15 protein-coding genes are annotated in these 17,173 nt (G+C 72.9%); 5 read left to right on the top strand and 10 right to left on the bottom strand.

What is annotated here, in order from left to right:
• Window positions 1-18: 18 nt before the first annotated feature.
• The 4 genes from LO763_RS27340 to LO763_RS27325 all read right to left on the bottom strand — a co-directional run bounded on the left by LO763_RS27340 (window position 19) and on the right by LO763_RS27325 (window position 5,397).
• Window positions 19-2,328, bottom strand: a complete 2,310-nt coding sequence (locus LO763_RS27340; protein WP_230791401.1) for a beta-xylosidase/alpha-l-arabinosidase — start codon at window positions 2,326-2,328, stop codon at window positions 19-21.
• A 17-nt stretch (window positions 2,329-2,345) separates the two neighbouring features.
• Window positions 2,346-3,179, bottom strand: coding sequence for a carbohydrate ABC transporter permease (locus LO763_RS27335; protein ID WP_230791399.1), 834 nt, complete (start codon window positions 3,177-3,179; stop codon window positions 2,346-2,348).
• A complete protein-coding gene (locus tag LO763_RS27330) occupies window positions 3,179-4,024 on the bottom strand; it encodes a carbohydrate ABC transporter permease (protein WP_230791394.1) in 846 nt (281 codons plus the stop codon). The genes LO763_RS27335 and LO763_RS27330 overlap by 1 nt, the downstream gene beginning before the upstream one ends.
• A gap of 74 nt (window positions 4,025-4,098) precedes the next feature.
• Window positions 4,099-5,397, bottom strand: coding sequence for an extracellular solute-binding protein (locus LO763_RS27325; protein ID WP_230791385.1), 1,299 nt, complete (start codon window positions 5,395-5,397; stop codon window positions 4,099-4,101).
• A gap of 200 nt (window positions 5,398-5,597) precedes the next feature.
• On the opposite strand from LO763_RS27325, the gene LO763_RS27320 reads away from it, so the two are divergent.
• From LO763_RS27320 to LO763_RS27310, 3 genes are all read left to right on the top strand, one after another.
• On the top strand, window positions 5,598-6,653 hold the full coding sequence (locus LO763_RS27320) for a LacI family DNA-binding transcriptional regulator (protein ID WP_230791383.1): 1,056 nt from the start codon (window positions 5,598-5,600) through the stop codon (window positions 6,651-6,653).
• Between the two features lie 298 nt (window positions 6,654-6,951).
• On the top strand, window positions 6,952-7,590 hold the full coding sequence (locus LO763_RS27315) for a hypothetical protein (RefSeq protein ID WP_230791381.1): 639 nt from the start codon (window positions 6,952-6,954) through the stop codon (window positions 7,588-7,590).
• An 81-nt stretch (window positions 7,591-7,671) separates the two neighbouring features.
• Window positions 7,672-8,406: an SDR family NAD(P)-dependent oxidoreductase gene (locus LO763_RS27310; protein WP_230791379.1), complete on the top strand. Its 735-nt coding sequence runs from the start codon at window positions 7,672-7,674 to the stop codon at window positions 8,404-8,406.
• A gap of 66 nt (window positions 8,407-8,472) precedes the next feature.
• Here the strand turns inward: LO763_RS27310 and LO763_RS27305 are convergent, their stop codons facing one another.
• Together LO763_RS27305 and LO763_RS27300 are read right to left on the bottom strand one after the other, a co-directional pair.
• Window positions 8,473-9,585: a polysaccharide deacetylase family protein gene (locus LO763_RS27305; RefSeq protein WP_230791377.1), complete on the bottom strand. Its 1,113-nt coding sequence runs from the start codon at window positions 9,583-9,585 to the stop codon at window positions 8,473-8,475.
• Between the two features lie 290 nt (window positions 9,586-9,875).
• The gene (locus LO763_RS27300; RefSeq protein WP_230791358.1) at window positions 9,876-10,370 is read right to left on the bottom strand and encodes an Lrp/AsnC family transcriptional regulator; all 495 of its coding nucleotides are present in this window, start codon (window positions 10,368-10,370) and stop codon (window positions 9,876-9,878) included.
• Between the two features lie 99 nt (window positions 10,371-10,469).
• On the opposite strand from LO763_RS27300, the gene LO763_RS27295 reads away from it, so the two are divergent.
• Entirely contained in the window at window positions 10,470-11,678 is a 1,209-nt protein-coding gene (locus LO763_RS27295) for a trans-sulfuration enzyme family protein (RefSeq protein ID WP_230791356.1), read from the top strand.
• Between the two features lie 40 nt (window positions 11,679-11,718).
• On the opposite strand, the gene LO763_RS27290 is transcribed toward LO763_RS27295, so the two are convergent.
• Window positions 11,719-11,895, bottom strand: a complete 177-nt coding sequence (locus LO763_RS27290) for a hypothetical protein (protein WP_230791353.1) — start codon at window positions 11,893-11,895, stop codon at window positions 11,719-11,721.
• A 24-nt stretch (window positions 11,896-11,919) separates the two neighbouring features.
• Window positions 11,920-12,438, bottom strand: coding sequence for an NUDIX domain-containing protein (locus LO763_RS27285; protein WP_230791351.1), 519 nt, complete (start codon window positions 12,436-12,438; stop codon window positions 11,920-11,922).
• A gap of 169 nt (window positions 12,439-12,607) precedes the next feature.
• Between LO763_RS27285 and LO763_RS27280 the strand changes: the two genes are divergently transcribed.
• Window positions 12,608-14,389 (top strand): chitinase, encoded by a 1,782-nt coding sequence (locus LO763_RS27280; RefSeq protein WP_230791349.1) that lies wholly within the window; start codon window positions 12,608-12,610, stop codon window positions 14,387-14,389.
• Between the two features lie 54 nt (window positions 14,390-14,443).
• Here LO763_RS27280 and LO763_RS27275 read toward each other — a convergent pair whose 3' ends face one another.
• Both LO763_RS27275 and LO763_RS27270 read right to left on the bottom strand, forming a co-directional pair.
• Window positions 14,444-15,811: a cellulase family glycosylhydrolase gene (locus LO763_RS27275; protein ID WP_230791347.1), complete on the bottom strand. Its 1,368-nt coding sequence runs from the start codon at window positions 15,809-15,811 to the stop codon at window positions 14,444-14,446.
• Between the two features lie 197 nt (window positions 15,812-16,008).
• Window positions 16,009-17,133 carry a hypothetical protein gene (locus LO763_RS27270; RefSeq protein ID WP_230791339.1) on the bottom strand — a complete coding sequence of 375 codons (1,125 nt, stop codon included), beginning with the start codon at window positions 17,131-17,133 and terminating at the stop codon, window positions 16,009-16,011.
• Window positions 17,134-17,173: the final 40 nt, after the last annotated feature.

Genomic DNA, 17,173 nt, shown 5'->3' with positions numbered 1-17,173 from the left:
GTCTGCTCCTCTGCTGTTTCAGTTCTCGGTGATCCGGACGCCGGTGGTCATGACGCGCTCGCCCTCGACGGCGCGGGTCGCGCCCTCGATGCGGAACCGCCCCAGCAGGGGCAGGTCCGCGCTGGAGTGTCCTACGGCGACGGTGAAGTCGCCGGGTTCGACGACGCGGGCGCCGTCGCGGCCGGTGAAGGAGGTGCGGTCGGCGTGGAGGGTGAAGACGACGCGCTTGGACTCGCCCGCTTCGAGGCCGAGGCGGGCGTAGCCGGCGAGTTCGCGCACGGGCCGGGTCACCTGGGCGACCTCGTCGGACAGGTAGAGCTGCACGACGTCCTCCCCGCTCCTGCCGCCGGTGTTGGCGACGGTGACCGCGATGTCGAGCCCGCCGTCGGTGCCGATCGCCTCCGCGTCGAGTTCCAGGTCGCTGTAGGTGAACTCGGTGTAGGAGCGGCCGTGGCCGAACGGGTAGAGCGGGGTCGGGTCGATGTTGGAGACCCCTTCGCTGAACTGGCCGAGCGGCGGGGCGAGGTAGGTGCCGGGCTGGCCGCCCGGGTCGCGCGGGATGCCGACCGGCAGGTGGCCGCCGGGGTTGATCCGGCCGGAGAGGACCCCGGCGATCGCGGCGCCGCCCTCCTCGCCGGGGAGGAACGCCTGGACGACGGCCGCGCAGCGGTCGGCGAAGGCGCCGAGCGCGTACGGGCGGCCGGAGACCGCGACGAGCACGGTGGGCGTGCCGGTGGCGAGGACGGCCTCGATGAGCTCGGTCTGGACGCCGGGCAGGTTCAGGTCGGCGGCGTCGCAGCCCTCGCCGGAGGTGCCGCGGCCGAACATGCTGGCGAGGTCGCCGACGGCGAGCACGCACACCTCCGCGGCGGCCGCGGCGGCGACGGCCGCCTCGATGCCGGTGCGGTCGGCCTCCCGGACCGGGACGCCCTGCTCGTAGGAGACGGAGGCGTCCGGCAGCTCGGCGCGGAGGGCGTCGAGGAGGGAGGGGATCGGGACGCCGGTGCCGCGGTCCTGGTAGCGGGAGAGCACGTGGTTGGGGAAGGAGTAGCAGCCGAGGAAGGTGCGGGCGTCGTCGGCGGTGGGTCCGATCAGCGCGATCGAACCGGGGGCGTCGAGCGGGAGGACGCCGTCGTTGTCGAGGAGGACCACGGACTTCGCGGCGATCTCGGCGGCGAGGGCGCGGTTGCCGGCGCTGTCGAGGTCGACGCCGGCGTCCGGGGCGGCGAGCGCGGGTTCGGGGTCCAGGAGGCCGAGCTCGGCCTTCTGGCGCAGGACCCTGCGCACGGCGGCGTCCACGACGGACTGGTCGAGTTCGCCCGCGGCGACCTTGGCGCCGAGCTGCGTGTAGGCGTCGGCGGCGGGCAGTTCGACGTCGATGCCCGCGGTGATCGCCTGGGCGCCGGAGTCGGCGCGGTCGGCGGCGACGCGGTGCATCATGTCGAGGAACGCGATGGCCCAGTAGTCGGAGACGACGGTGCCGGTGAAGCCCCACCGGTCGCGGAGGAGGCCGGTGAGCAGTTCGCGGTTCGCCGCGGCGGGCAGGCCGTCCACGTCGGTGTAGGAGTTCATGACCGAGCGGGCGCCGCCCAGGCGCACCGCCATCTCGAACGGCGGGAGGATGACGTCCGCGAACTCCCTGGGGCCCATGGGGACCGGGGCGTGGTTGCGGGCGCCGCGGGAGGCCGAGTACCCGGCGAAGTGCTTGAGGGTCGCGACGATCCCGGCCGATTCGAGGCCGCGCACGTAGGCGCTGCCGACGGTCCCGACGAGGTAGGGGTCCTCCCCCATGGTCTCCTCGACGCGGCCCCAGCGGTAGTCGCGGACGACGTCCATCACGGGCGAGAGCCCCTGGTGGACGCCCACGGCGCGCATGTCGGCGCCGATGCGGCGGGCCATGCGGCCGATCAGCTCGGGGTCGAACGTCGCGGCCCAGGCGAGGGAGGTCGGGTAGACCGTGGCGCCGAGGGTGGTGAACCCGGTCAGGCACTCCTCGTGCGCGATGGCGGGGATGCCGAGGCGGGAGCGCTCGACGATGCCGCGCTGCATCCGCTCGAGGTCGGCGGCCCCGGCCGCGGCGTCGACGGGCTGGGTGCCGAAGGCCCTGGTGAGGTGGCCGAGGCCGTGGACCGAGGCCTCCTCCAGGGTCTTGGGGCCGCCGTTCATGGCGTCCTCCATGGGCGCGACCTCGCCCTCGCCGGCGTCGTCGCCGCGCTTGGGCCAGAAGCTGCCGAGCTGGGCCAGTTTCTCCTCCGCGGTCATCTCGGCCAGCAGGGCCTCGACCCGGGCCTCGACGGGGGCGGCGGGATCGCGCCAGGTGTCGACCATTGATCAGCTCTCTTTCGTTATTTCCCGAATCCGGCGGTCAGGCCGGACACGAGCTGGCGGCGGGCCAGGATGTAGGCGGCGAGCATCGGCAGGATCGACAGGACCACCGCGGCCAGGACCGCGGGGACGTCGACGCCGAACTGGCCCTGGAAGCTCCACAGCGACAGCGGGAGCACGCGCGTCTCGGCGCTCTGGGTGAGCACCAGCGGGAACAGGAAGCCGTTCCAGACCTGGAGGGCCTGGTAGACGCCGACCGTGGCGAGCGCGGGCCGCGCGAGCGGGACGACCAGGCGCAGCAGGATCCGCCACTCGGTGGCGCCGTCCATGCGCATCGACTCGAACAGCGACTCGGGGATCTCCCGCAGGAAGCTCGTGAGGATCAGGAGCGTCAGCGGGATCGAGAACGCGATCGACGGGAGGATGAGCGCGGCGAGGGTGTCGTAGAGCCCGAGCTGCACGATGAGGTAGTAGACGGGGATGATCGCCGCCTGGATGGGGATGGCGATCCCCAGCAGGGCGACGCGGAACAGGTTGCGGCCGAAGCCGTCGCGGCTGCGGACGACGACGTACGCGGCCATGACGGACACGGCGAGCGTGACCGCCACGGAGGCGGCGGTGACGACGACGCTGTTGGCGAAGAACCGCAGGAAGTCGTTCTCGAGCACCCGCTGGTAGGCGGTGAGCGTGGGGTTCGCGGGCCACGACAGCGGGTTCTCGGCGTAGTAGTCCTCGCGGGGCCGCAGGCTGGTGATGAAGATGTAGTAGATCGGCAGGATGATGACGGCCAGCCAGAGCCAGGCGAAGGCCGCGCCGACCACGTTGGGGCGGTGTTCGTTGCGCTGTAGTGCCATCAGGAGCCCTCCGACTGGCTTTCCATGCGGCTGGCGCCGGTGATCCGGTTGAGCCCCAGCGAGACCGCGAGGCCCACGATGACGAGCACGAGCGCGAGGACGCTGGCGCGGCCCATGTCGTAGGAGCGGAACCCGGTGAGGTACATGTCGAGCGGCAGGACGCGGGTGGCGTTGCCGGGGCCGCCGCCGGTGAGCACGAAGATGAGGTCGAAGTAGGTCAGCGACCCCACGGTCATGAGGGTCGTCGAGGTGACGATCGTGTACTTGAGCATCGGCAGGGTGATGTGGAAGAACTGCTGCACCGGTCCGGCGCCGTCCATGCGGGAGGCCTCGTACAGCTCCCGGGGGATCTGGCGGGTGCCGGCCTGGTAGATGAGCGTGTGGAACGGGATGAAGCACCAGCCGATGACGAACACGACGACGTAGAGGGCCAGCTGCGGGTCGCCGAGCCAGTTCTGCGCCAGGAGCGGCAGGTCCAGGGCCGAGCCCGCGCCGAAGTTCGGGTCGAGCAGGGCGGTGAAGGTGATCGCCACGGCCGCGGAGCTGAACAGCAGCGGCAGGAAGAACAGGGTGGCGAGGAGGGCCCGGTAGCGCTGGCGCCCGGCGAGGAACACGCCGAGGAGGAGGCTGACGGGCGCCTGGAAGAGCACGCAGAGGACGGTGAGCTTGACGGTCAGCCAGAGGGCGTTCCTGGAGACCGGGTCGGAGGCGGCGTCCGTCCAGTTGTCGAAGCCCGCCCAGGTGATCGCGCCGAGGCCGTCCCAGTGGACGAAGGAGAGGGCGGCGACGCCGAACAGCGGCACGATCGCGAAGACCCCGAAGAGGATCAGCGCGGGTGCGGCCATCCATCGTGAGGGCCCGCCAGGGCGCGCGCCGCGTCGGCGGCGCGTGCCCTGGCGGGTCGCGGTGGCGCCGAGGCTCACAGCGTGGCGTCCATGGCTTCGGCGAACTCCTCGGCGGTGATCTCGCCGAGGAAGAGGCGGCTGAGGTTGTTCAGCAGCTCCTGGGCCTGGTCGGCGGGGATGGCCTGGTCCCACGACAGTTCGAAGTGGGCGGCGTCGCGGACCATCGCGTAGGTGAAGTCGAGGAACGCGGGGTCGTCCTCCTGGGCGATGCGGTCCTCGAGCCCGGCGACGGGCGGGACGGCGCCGATGGCGAGCAGCGAGTCGATGTGCTCCTCGTCGTAGACGGCCTCGGAGAGGTAGTCGGCGGCGGTGCCCTGGTCGGCCTCGGAGGCGCTGGCGGTGATCGACCAGTAGTTCGCCGGGTTGCCGACGATGCTGGTGGGGTCGCCCGCGCCGTCCTCGACGACGGGGAACGTCGAGAACAGGAGGTTGCCGCCCGCGACGAGGTCGGGGGCGTTGGTGAGGAACTCGGGGTAGATCCAGCTGCCCTGGAGGATCATCCCGGCCTTGCCGGTGGAGACGAGGGCGTGGTCGGCGCCCGCGTCGGCGACGACGGACGCGAAGCCGTCGCCGAAGGCCCCGGCGTCGACCAGCTCGGTGATCATCTGGGCGGCGCGGAGCATGTCGGGGTGGGACCAGGCGCCGGCCTCGCCGTCGAGGACGCGCTGGAACGCGGCCTCGCCGCCGACGCGGTCGGCCAGGTAGGAGATCCACATGAGCTCGGGCCACACGCTCTGGCCGGCCAGGGCGATCGGGATGACGTCGGCGCCCTTGAGGGCCTCGACGGCGGCGAGCAGCTCGCTCCAGGTGGTGGGGACCTGCGTCCCGGCGGCCTCGAGGACCTCGTTGTTGTGGTAGAGGACGACCGGCTGGGACTGGTTGTTCGGGACGGCGTAGACCTTGCCGTCGACCATGCCGACCTGGGCCACGGAGGGCAGGAGCCGCTCGGTGAGGGCGCTGGTGGACTCGGTGACGTCGACGACCTGGTCGTTGGCGACGTAGTCGGCCAGGGTGGCGCCGGCCCAGCCGAAGACGAGGGTGGGTGCGTTGCCGGAGCCGATCGCGGTGCGGATCTTCTCCTTGTAGGCGTCGTTCGCGAAGTACTCCGCGGTGATCTGGTCGTCCGGGTTGGCCTCGTTCCAGGCTTCGAAGGAGGCCCGCATGGCCTCTTCGGCACCGCCGGTGAGCCCCCAGGCGGTGGCGCCGTCGCCACTGGGGCCGCCGGGCTGGTTGCCGCACGCGCCGAGGGCGGCTGCGACGGGAGCGACGGCGCCGAGGGCGAGGAGCGAGCGGCGGCGAGTTCCGAGCTTCATTGCCAGGATCCTTTCTGCGGTCCGGCCGAGGGACCGGACTCGATCAACGAAACAGTTTCTCACTGGTTTCTCTGTAGTTTCAACCTACGCCGCCCTTAGACGTGCGTCAAGTTACGGAAGCGTAAAGAATGAACTCGGAGCCTGCGAAGAAGCGGCGAGTGCCCTGAACATCGCGGAATCTGTTTCGTAAACTAGTGCGCATGACGGACAGCAACAAGGAGGCGGACGACGCCGCCCGGCAGCGCCCCACGCTCGCGGCCGTCGCCGCGCGGGCCGGCGTCTCCAAGGCCACCGCGTCCAAAGTGCTCAACGGGCGTCCCGGCGTCTCCGACGAGACCAGGCGCCAGGTGCGGCAGGTGATCGAGGAGCTCGGCTACATGCCCAGCACCGGCCCCCGGGAGCCCCGCGCGAAGGGGGCGATCCAGGTCGTGTTCGACAACATCCTGGACATGTACGCGCTGTACGTCCTCGACGGCGTCATCGACGGGGCCGCCGCCCAGGGGGTCGACGTGGTGACCAGCGCGCTCGGCGACCGCACCTCCCGCACGCAGTCGCTCGGCGCCGACCGCATCAAGGACATCGCCTCCCGAGGCCACATCGGACTCGTCGTGGTCACCTCCGAGCTGACCGGCGAGGAGATCGAGGCCTGCGAGCACCTGGGCCTGAGCCTGGTCGTGATCGACCCGGTGAACCCGCTCGACGACCGCGTCAACAGCGTGGGCGCCACCAACTGGGCCGGGGGCGTGCAGGCCACCCGGCACCTCATCGGCCTGGGGCACCGCCGGGTCGGCTTCATCGGCGGGCCGCCCGGGTCGGTGTTCGGCCGCGAGCGCCTCCACGGCTACCGGGAGGCGCTCGAGACCGCGGGGCTGCGGCCCGACCCCGAGCTGACCGCCTCCGGGCGCTACGACGCCGAGTCCGGCGGCCGGGCCGCCGCGACGCTGCTCGACCTCGCCGATCCGCCGACGGCGATCTTCGCGGCCAACGACACGATGGCGATCGGCGTCCTGCGCGAGGCGCGCTCGCGCGGGCTGCGGGTCCCCGAGGACCTGAGCCTGGTCGGGTTCGACGACACCTACAACGCGGCGTGGACCGAGCCGCCGCTGACGACGGTGCGCCAGCCGCTGCGCCAGATGGGCCGCGTCGCCGCGCGGACCCTCCTCGAGCTCGCGGGCGGCAAGGACCCCGACTCGCACCACGTGCAGCTGGCGACCGACCTGGTGGTCCGGGCCTCGACGGCCCCGCCGGGCCGCTGAGGCGCGGACGCGGAGCGCCCGGCCGGTCCGCCTTGCCGCGGGCGGTCTCCGGAGCGGGTCCGCCGCGGCTCGGCCGTCCGCGGCGCGCGGAGGCGGGAGTGGCGGCCGCCCGGGCGGCGGTGACGGCGACGGCGCGTCCGCCGCGGTGCGGTAGGCGCAGGGGTCCTCGGGGACCCGCAGCCCGTGCGGGGGCGGGGCCCGAACCGCAGCCGCCGAGGCGCGTCCGCGCGGGGGGGCGGGGGTGACGCGCCCACCTACGATGTCCCGCAGAACCGCCGGCGTCGAGGAGGGTGCGGACATGGACACGACAACGGCACCGCCTGCGCGCCGGGCGCCGACCCGGCGGCGGGTCCTCGTCGGCGCCGCGATCGGCCTCGGCGGCGCGCTCGCCCTGGTGCTCCTGGCATCGCAGGTGCTCGGGATGTTCGGCCGGCCCCTGTCCTCCTCCGACCACGAGGTGGTCGTCCACGGCGAGCACGTGGCCGTGGTGCTGACGGTGCCGGGCGGCCTCGCCATCGACGCGGTGGTCGCGAACCCCGACGGCGACGCCGACACCGAGTGCCGCGGCGTCCGGTACGAGTTCGGCGCCGACCTGACCGTCGAGGCGTTCGCGTCCGACTGCGCGGTCGACGGCGAGCAGCGGATCATCAACGGCCGCCACGGCGTCTACCGGACGCTGGCGGACGTGCCCGACCCGGTCGAGGTCGCCGAGGTCGCGACCGGCGTCGGCCCGGCCCAGGTCTTCGTCCAGCGCTACGGCGAGTACACCAACGTCAGCGACTCGTGGGACGAGCCGGTCGCGATCGTCACGCTCGACGACCCGGTCGACGCCGAGTTCCCGACGCTGGTCCTGCGCAGCGACAAGGCGGCGCTCTCGCGGGAGGAGCTCACCGCGATCGTGTCCTCGCTCGAACCGGTCGGCCCCTGGTCGAGCTGACGCGCGGTCGGTGGCGTTCGGCGGGACGGGCTGCGGCGCAGTCGGATGCGGCGGGGCCGGTCCGGGCGATACGGTGTGCCGATGAACCGATTCGAAGGCGGTGTCGCCGTCGTCACCGGCGGTGCCAAGGGCATCGGGGCGGCCTGCGCCGCCCGCCTCGCGAGCGAGGGCGCGACCGTGTACGTCGCCGACGTCGACGAGGAGGCCGGGCGGCGCCTCGCCGAGCGGGCCGAGGGCGACGTCCGCTTCCAGCGGTGCGACGCCTCCGGCGCCGAGGACTGGGCGGCCCTGTCCTCGACCGTGCTCGGCGCGCACGGACGCCTCGACACGTTGGTGTCCAACGCGTTCGCGAGCGTCCCCGGCGCGGCGCACGAGATCGCCGAGGCGGACTGGGACCTGACCCTGGACGTCACGCTGAAGGCCGCTTACCTCGGCGTCAAGACGTTCATCGAGCCGCTGCGGGCCGCCCGCGGCGCGGTCGTGGCCGTCTCCTCGGTCCACGCCCACCGCTCGCACCCCGGCTACACCGCCTACGCCGCCGCCAAGGGCGGGCTCAGCGCGCTCGTCCGGCAGCTCGCCGTCGAGTACGCCCCCGACGTCAGGTTCAACTCCGTCGCGCCCGGCCCCATCCTCACCACGCACTGGGCGGACACCTCCGAAGAGGAGATCGAATTCGCGGGCGGGCAGACCCTCGCGGGCCGCGTCGGCCGCCCCGAGGAGGTCGCCGCCGCCGTGGCCTTCCTCGCCTCCGGGGAGGCGGGCTACGTCAACGGGGCCGAACTGCCCGTGGACGGCGGCTGGCTCGCGCTGAAGTAGCGGTGCCGGTCGCGGGCGGCTCCGGCCGGTCGCGGACCGGTCGGAGCCGCCGTTCGGCGGGGCCCGTCAGGCGCGGGTCCACTTCTGGTTGTCGCCGCCCCAGCAGCTGTAGAGCTGCACCGGGGCGCCGTTGGACGAGCTGTAGACGTCCAGGCACGCGTTCGCGTACCCGACGCTGCGGATCGACCCGTCGGAGCCGAACGTCCACTTCTGACCCGCGGCGCTGTTGCAGGTGCTGATCTGCACCTGGGTCCCGTTGCCGCCGGAGGGCGCCTCGAGGCACTTGCCGAGGATCCGCAGCTCCTGCGCGGCGGTGTACGTGAACTGCTGGTTCACGCCCTCGTAGCAGCTGTAGAGCTGGACCTTCGTGCCGTTGTCGGTGCGACCGCCGGGCACGTCGATGCACTTGCCGGCCGAGCCGCTGCGCAGCAGGTCGGTCCCGGTGCCGCCACCGTCGTCACCGCCGCCGCCGTCGTTGCCGCCGCCGGAGCCGTCGGGGGCGACGGCCCGGCCGGTGGTCGGGGAGATCATCCCCGCGCACAGTCCGCGCGAGCGCAGGTCGGCGGCGATCTGCGGGACCGCGTTGATGGTGTTCTGGTAGGCGTCGTGCATCAGGATGACGCCGCCGTTCTGGAGGCTGCGGGCGGCCTGGACGATCTGGGCGGTGCTCGCCCCGTTCCAGTCCTGCGAGTCGACGCTCCAGATGACCTCGGTGAGCCCGTACTGGGCCTCGACCGACTTCAGGGTCGCGTTGGTCTCGCCGTACGGCGGACGGAACAGGTTCGGGGTGACCCCGGTGGCCTGCTGGATCGCCTGCTGGGTGCTGGAGATCTCCTGGGCCATCTGCGAGGAGCTCAACTGGGTCATGTGGGGGTGGGACCACGAGTGGTTGGCGACCCACATGCCCGCGTCGACCTGCGCGCGGGCGAGCGACGGGTTGCTGGAGACCCGCTGCCCGGTGTTGAACATGGTGGCCCGCAGGCCGTTGGAGGTCAGGGCGTTGAGCAGGCTGCTGGTGGTGCCCGGGTTGGGGCCGTCGTCGTAGGTCAGCGCGACGTAGCCGTTGCAGTTCTGGGCCTGCGCCGGCGAGGCGGCGGCGGCGATCACCACGGCGGCGGTGCCGACGGCGACGACGAGTGCGGACAGGGTGGCGATGAGCTTCCTCATGCGGCTTCGCATGGTTGCCCTCCTTGGGTTGTCGCCCGGAAAGGCGGACCGGCGGTGCCGGCGGCGGTCCGGGGTACGGCGCATCAGTCGGCGTCGACGAGCTCCCAGGGGTGAGGGCCCTTGTCGTCATGAGGGGGTGACGGTGGATCGATGTCCCGCGGCTGTACAGGAACGAATGAAATTATGCGGCCCGGTCCGCTGGAGGGCAAGGGTTCCGGCCGCACATGAGATCGATAGATGTCAATTCGTATGCGACCGGGCGGGGAGCGGGCGGCGAACGGGAGACGAACGGCCCCGCGGGCTCACCGCGGCAGGAGGCCGCGGCCGTCGCGGACCTCGAACACCAGCTGGGTCTCGGTCTGGCGCACCATGGGGTGGACGGTCACGTGCTCCAGGATGAGGTCGCGCAGGGCCTCGGGGCCGGCGACTGCCACGTGCAGGAGGAAGTCGTCGTCGCCGCCGACGTGGAAGACCGTCAGCACCCCCGGCAGCCCGACCAGCCTGTCGTACAGGTGGTGCACGTGGTCGCGGCTGTGGCTTCCCAAGCGCACCTTGATGATGGCGTGAAGGGGGCGCCCGAGCGCCTCGGGGCTGAGCCGGGCGCGGATGTCCGCCAGGACCCCCGACTCCCGCAGCGCGCGCACGCGGTACGCGCAGGTCGACTCGGCCACGCCCGCCCGGGCCGCGAGCGCGGCGTTGGTCGTGCGCCCGTCCTCGACGAGCGCGGCGAGGATGGCCAGGTCGGTGCCGTCCAGCGCCGCGGGCGGCTGCGGTTTCTTCGGCTGCGCGCCCGCCATGGCGGCCCCTCTCCGTCGATTCCTCATGGATATCCGCGTACGACGCGGGTTTCCGCGGCAAGTATTGCAGAGCGTTGCGGTTCTCCCTAGAGTCTGGGCATGGATTCGCCGTGGCTGCAACTCGACACCGTCGCCGTTCACGCCGGCCGGGAGGACCTGGCGGGACTCGGCGTCCACGCCCTCCCGATCGACCTCTCCTCGACCAACCCGCTGCCGGACATCGAGTCCGGCGGCCTGTCCTACGAGGCCATGGCCTCCGGCGGGGCGCCGACCGCTGAGGGCGGCGCGGTGTACGCGCGGTTGTGGAACCCGACCGTGGCGCGGTTCGAGGCGGCGCTGGCCCGGTTGGAGCACGCCGAGGAGGCGGTGGCGTTCGCCTCCGGCATGGCGGCGATGACCGCCGCGGTCCTCGCGGCCACCGGGGAGACGGGCCGCCGCCACGTCCTGGCCGTCCGGCCCCTCTACGGCGGGACCGACCACCTCCTGTCCACGGGCCTGCTGGGCACCGAGACCACCTTCTGCGCCGCGGCGGACGTGGCCGCCTCGGTCCGGCCGGACACGGCGCTGATCGTGCTCGAGACGCCCGCGAACCCGACATTGGAGCTGGTCGACATCCGGGCGGTCGTCGAAGCGGCGCAAGGCGTCCCGGTGCTCGTGGACAACACGTTCGCGACGCCGGTCCTCCAGAACCCGATCGACTGCGGCGCCTCGCTGGTGCTGCACAGCGCCACCAAGTACCTCGGCGGGCACGGCGACGTGGTGGCCGGGGTCGTCGCCTGCGGGAGCGAGACCGCGGCCGCGCTGCGCCGGGTCCGGGCCGTCACGGGCGCCCTGCTCCATCCGCTGGGGGCGTACCTCCTGCACCGGGGCCTGGCGACGCTGCCGCTGCGGGTCCGGGCCCAGCAGTCCGGCGCGCAGCGCGTCGCCGCGTGGCTGGCGACCCACCCGGACGTCGCCCGCGTCCACTACCCCGGGCTCGGCGGCGACCCGCAGGAGCTGCTCGGGAGCCAGATGAAGGGCACCGGGGCGATGATCTCGGTGGACCTGCGCGGCGGCTACGAGCACGCGAGGAGCACGACCTCGGCGGTCGGCCTGTTCACCCACGCGGTGTCGCTGGGCGGCGTGGACTCGCTGATCCAGCATCCCGCGGCGCTGACGCACCGGCCCGTCGCCGCCGACGCCCGGCCCGCCGACAGCCTGGTCAGGCTCTCGATCGGACTCGAGGCGCCCGACGACCTGATCGCCGACCTCGACCGGGCGCTCGCCGCGCGCCGCCCGGCCGCACCCGCGGACGCGTTGCGGGCGTAGGTCCGGCCCGCCCACGCGTGCGCCTGCCGGGGTCGGAGGCTCACTCGGAGACGCCGTTCGCGATCGCCGAGCGGACGAGGTCGGCGTAAACGGCGGGCGCCCGCCACCAGCCCGCGGGGCCGCTAGGGCCCGGAAGCCCGTGGAGCACCGCCTCGGGGCAGTGCGACGCGAGCCGGTCCCGCAGCCCCAGGACGCCGATCGCCGACCGCGGCGTCAAGCCCTCGGGTCCCTTTCGGCGCCGCTACCAGCGTATGTGGATCGGGGAGGCGGGCGGGCCCTCGGCGAGGAGCCGCCGCAGGAGGGCGGGGAGGCCGCGCGGCAGGATGCGCGCGGACGCGGCCTCCATCGCGTCGGGGTCGAGCCAGGCGTGCCGGTCGCCGTGGCCTCCGGGAAAGGCGGTCGCCTCGGCGTTCGCGTGCAGCAGGAAGAAGGTGTCGTCGGCGGCCACGAACGCGCCGGTGTCGATGCGCCGCTGGAGGCTGTAGGCCGTCGCGACCGGCGCGCCGAGCGCGGCGGGGCCGGCGCGGAGCCCGGTCTCCTCGAGCAGTTCGCGGGCGGCCGCCTCGACGGCGGCCTCACCGGGCTCGACGGCGCCACCGGGGGTGTGGAAGTACCAGTCGCCGACGTCGCGGATCCTCGCCGGGCGGGCGAAGAGGAGGGCGCGGCCGTCGTCGACGGCGAGGACGCGGGCGGTGCTCCGGCGGATCGGCTTCGGGGCGGCGGCTTCGGGCTCGACTGGGGGTGTCGCTGCGATGGTCATGGTACGCAGGGTAATCGCGGCGCCCGACATGCGGCTGTTCGAACCGCGCGTCCGCTTGGGCGACCCGGAGGCGGCGAGACATTGACATTTATTAATAGGAAGGTTTACTGTCTGATAAAGGCGGTGCCACTCCCCCGCGTCCGTCCCACGCCTTCCTCCGGGAGAACCCATGAGAAGACCTCGACTCCTCGCCGCCCTGATCGGCGCCACCGCGGCGCTGCTCGCCGGGCTGCTCGTCGCCGCGCCGGCCCAAGGCGCGAACATCCTCGCGAACCCCGGCTTCGAAACGGGGACGGCCTCGCCGTGGACCTGCGAGTCGGCCCAGATCGTCGGCTCCCCCGTCCACTCGGGAACCGGCGCGGTCCGCTCCTCCGGCGGCGCCGCCTCGACCGGGCGCTGCGCCATGACCGTGCCGGTCCAGCCGTCGAGCGCCTACTCCCTGAGCGCCTGGGTACGCGGCTCCCACGTCTACATCGGCGCGACCGGCCACACCCAGACCTGGACCGGCTCCCCGAGCGCGTACACGCAGCTGAGCACCTCGTTCACCACCGGAGCGGACCAGACCTCCGTGGAGGTCTACTTCCACAGCTGGTACGGCCAGGGCGACTACTGGGTCGACGACGTCGTGCTCGACGGGCCGCCCGGCGACGGCGGCGGAGGCGAGACCGGCGTCCCGGGCGCCCCCGGCTCGCCGCGGGTCGACCAGGCCTCGGAGGACGGCGTCGTCCTCGGCTGGGACGCGGCGCCGGGCGAGGTGGACGGCTACATCGTCCGCCGCCCGGGCGCGGCCGACGTCGAGACGACCGCGGCCTCGGTGTCCATCATGGGCCTCGCCGCCTGCACCTCCTACCGCTTCACCGTGAGCGCCTTCAACGGCGAGGGTGAAGGGCCCGCGGCCGAGGTCGGCGCCCGGACCTCCGGCTGCTCCGGCAGCGGGCTCGCCGACCGCGCGCTCATCGGCTACCTCCACACGAGCTTCGCCAACGGCTCCGGCTACATCCGCATGGCGGACGTGCCGTCCGAATGGGACGTGATCAACCTGGCGTTCGGGGAGCCGACCTCGCCGACCTCCGGGGACATCCGGTTCTCGCTGTGCCCGGCCGCGGAGTGCCCGAACGTGGAGACCAAGGCCGAGTTCATCGCCGCGATCGCCGAGCAGCAGGCGCAGGGGAAGAAGGTCCTGCTCTCCATCGGCGGACAGAACGGCCAGGTCCAGCTGACCACGGCCGCCGCGCGGGACGCCTTCGTCTCCTCGGTGGGCGCCATCATCGACGAGTACGGGCTGGACGGCCTCGACGTCGACCTCGAAGGCCACTCGCTGTACTTCGACGCGGGGGACACGGACTTCCGCAACCCGACCACGCCGGTGATCGTGAACCTCATCGGCGCGCTCCGGTCGCTCACGGACGAGTACGGCGACGACTTCGTGCTCTCCATGGCCCCCGAGACGTTCTTCGTCCAAGTGGGACACCAGTTCTACGGCGGCTCCAGCTCGGGCGACAACCGCACGGGCTCGTACCTGCCGGTGATCCACGCGCTGCGCGACCGGCTGGACGTCCTCCACGTGCAGGACTACAACTCGGGCCCGGTGATGGGCCTGGACGGCCGGTACCACAACATGGGCGGCGCGGACTTCCACATCGCCATGACCGACATGCTCAAGGCGGGCTTCCAGGTCGCGAACACCGGGCAGTTCTTCCCGGGCCTGCGCGAGGACCAGATCGCGTTCGGGCTGCCGGCGGCGGTGAGCGCCGGGAACGGGTACACGCAGCCCGCGCAGGTGCACCAGGCGCTGGACTGCCTCACGTCGGGGGCGAACTGCGGCGGGTACGAGCTGCGCGGCGGGGCCTCGCCCGGCCTACGCGGGCTCATGACCTGGTCGATCAACTGGGACCGGTACTACGGCTGGGAGTTCATGGACAGCCACCGGCCCTACCTCGACGGGCTGTAGCGGTGAGGGCGCGTGCGTCGGCGACGCACGCGCCCTCGCCGTCCGGCGGTGCCGCTAGGCGGCGGTGCAGGTCACTTCGGGGGTCGCCGCCGCGGACGATCCGATGAAGCCGAAGACCTGACGGGTCTGGCCCGCGGCGACGGCGGCGTTCCAGCCGACGTCGGAGGCGGTCACCGTTGCGCCGGACTGGGACAGCTCGGCGTTCCAGTGCGAGGTCACGGTGGTGGCCCCGGGCCAGGTCCACGTCAGGGTCCAGCCGTCGACGGCCGCGTCGGCGGTGATGCTGACGTTGCCCTGCCAGCCCGAGCCCCAGTCGCCGGCGACCTCGATCTCGGCCGAGCAGTCGCCCTCGGGCTCGGGCTCGGTGGTCGGGTCGTCGGGGGTGGTGGTCGGGTCGGTCGGGTCCGGGTCGTCGCCGAAGACGCTGGCGCGCTCGGCGGTGGCGCCGATCCCGTTCTCGCCGTGGAAGACCCGCTCGCCCCAGGGGCGCATCTGGTTCGGGTCGAAGTCGATCACCTGGTCGTGGGTGCCGCCGGTGTTGCCCGACCACGACCACGCGATCCAGCCGATGCCGCGCTCCTGGGCCTCGGCCTCGATGGCGGTGGGCGTGTCCTCGCCGAACTCGCCGACGATGAGCGGCAGGCCCTTCGCCTCGAACGCGTCGAAGTAGTCGATCACGGTCTGCGGCTGGGCGTAGACCGAGTACATGTGCACCGAGAACACGGTGTTCGCGAGCGGGTCGGCGTCGAAGACGCGCTGGGCGGTGTCGCCGTCGCGCATGGTGTTGGTCCAGTCCTGGCCCCAGTTGGGGGCATCGGCGATGAGCGTGTGCTCGAAGCCGGCCGCGCGCATCCGCTCGATCGCGTTGGTCATCGCCGGCTCCCAGCCCGCGACGTTCTCGTTGCCCCAGGGCTCGTTGCCGATGTTGATGATGACGTAGGCCTCTTCGCCCTCCAGGACGTCCTGGATGCTGATCCAGTAGTCGACGGCCTGGTCGAGGCTGGCCGCGTTCGGCGCCGAGGCGTCGGCGTAGCCGGTGGTGTCGTGGACCTCCAGGACGCACACGACGCGGTTGGCCTTGCAGTCGTCGATGATCCCGGCGACGTTCGCGGCCGGGCTCGGGCCCCACTGCTGGCCGGAGCCGAGGACGACCCGGACGGTGTTGGTGCCCAGCGCGCTCATGTCGCCGATCGCGTCGTCCTGGGTCTGGTACCACTCGTAGGGGTGGGTGGAGCCGCGCATGATGAACTCGTTGCCGTTGGCGTCCACCAGGTTCGAGCCGACGACGTGGAAGCCGTTCGCCTGTGCCTGCGCGGGGGCGAGGAAGAAGAGCCCGCCCGCGGCGAGCGCCACCGCGGTGATCGCGGCGAGCAGGAGCCTGCGCGCCGAGCGGCGCGGACGGGTACTGGCTGCCGTTGCCATACCTGTGCCTTTCATGAGGGTCGCCCGACCGCGGGGACCCCGGAGGCGGGCTCGGAGCCGGGCACCGGCCCGGCTTTATTCTTTATCGAGTTAAGCATTGATCGGCCACCAGCACAAGCATTGACAAGGTTCTATTTACAGCGCTGGTTCCGACCGGCCCCTCAGCGCGAGGGGCCGGTGCGGCGGGTCGGGCCCGGCTACGACGCGGCCGCGCACGCCCTGCGGCGGAAGCCGTCGAAGACCGCGACCGCGTCGGGGCCGTAGTCCTGCCACGGGCGGCCGGACGCGTCCGTCCCCAGCTGGGCGAACAGCGGCACGGCCTCGGCGCCGCGGCCGGCGCTCACCAACCCGTACGCCGCCCAGTGCCGGTCGGCGCCCGCGTAGACGCCACCGCCGCCGGCCGGCGCGGACAGCCACCTGGACACGGCGTCGAGCGCCCGCTGGACCCGGGCGTCCCTCCAGATCGCCTCGTCGCCGTCCTCGCACTCGACCGCGGCCTGGACGACCAGGAAGGCGAGCGAGGGGGACGCGGCGGCGGCCCGCTCGGCGAAGGCGAACACCGGCTCGGACGAGGAGGCGGCCTCGGCCCAGTACATCAGCGCGAACTCGTGCCCGGCGCGGTGCAGCGGGTCGCGGGCCTGGAGCTCGCGCCAGATCGCGGCGAAGGTCTCGGGGTCGTACCCGCGGCCGCGAGCGAGCGTGACCAGCGTGCACCACGGGGTCGGGTCCTCCGGCGCCAGCCGGATCGCCTGATGGGCGGCGGCCTCGGCTCGCAGGACGGTCTGGTGGAACGCGTCGTGCTGCCCGGCCGTGGCCTCCGGCCGGTCGCCGCGCAGCTTCCAGGCCAGCCAGAACGTCCCGTGCGCCTCGACGACCGCGAGGTGGCGGTCCTGGCCGACGGCGGCGCGCCACGCGTTGAGCCACGCGCCGTCGTCCGCGGCGGCCTCGCCGAGCGCGTGCACGGCGGCCGCGCGCATCGCCCAGTCGCCGTGGCTGCGCTCGAGCAGCTGGGCGGCGGGCCTCCAGTCGCCGGCCCGCGCCGCGGCCACCGCGGCGCCGATCACCGGGACCGGGCGGCTCAGGTCGGTGCTCAGCGCGGACTCGGGCGGCAGGCCCCAGCGGGTGACGTCGACGGGCGGGATGTCAGGCAGGCCGGGCACGATGTCGGCGGGGTTGACCGTGGGGTCGACCTCGCGGATCAGCGTGATCATCTCCTGGAGGGACACCGCCTCCATGTACTTCGTGAACGACAGGCCCCGGCGCTTGGCGTCCTTGCGCATGGCCATCAGTACGCGGGTCTTCGCCCCTAGGAGCAGTGCCATCGTGTTCGGGCCTTTCAGATCGGTGTGCGGAATCGGTGTG

It is taken from the genome of Glycomyces amatae (assembly GCF_020991375.1).
GTDB lineage: Bacteria > Actinomycetota > Actinomycetes > Mycobacteriales > Micromonosporaceae > Glycomyces > Glycomyces amatae.
The sequence above is the reverse complement of the archived record's forward strand: the minus strand, read 5'-3'. Positions and strand labels throughout refer to the sequence as shown.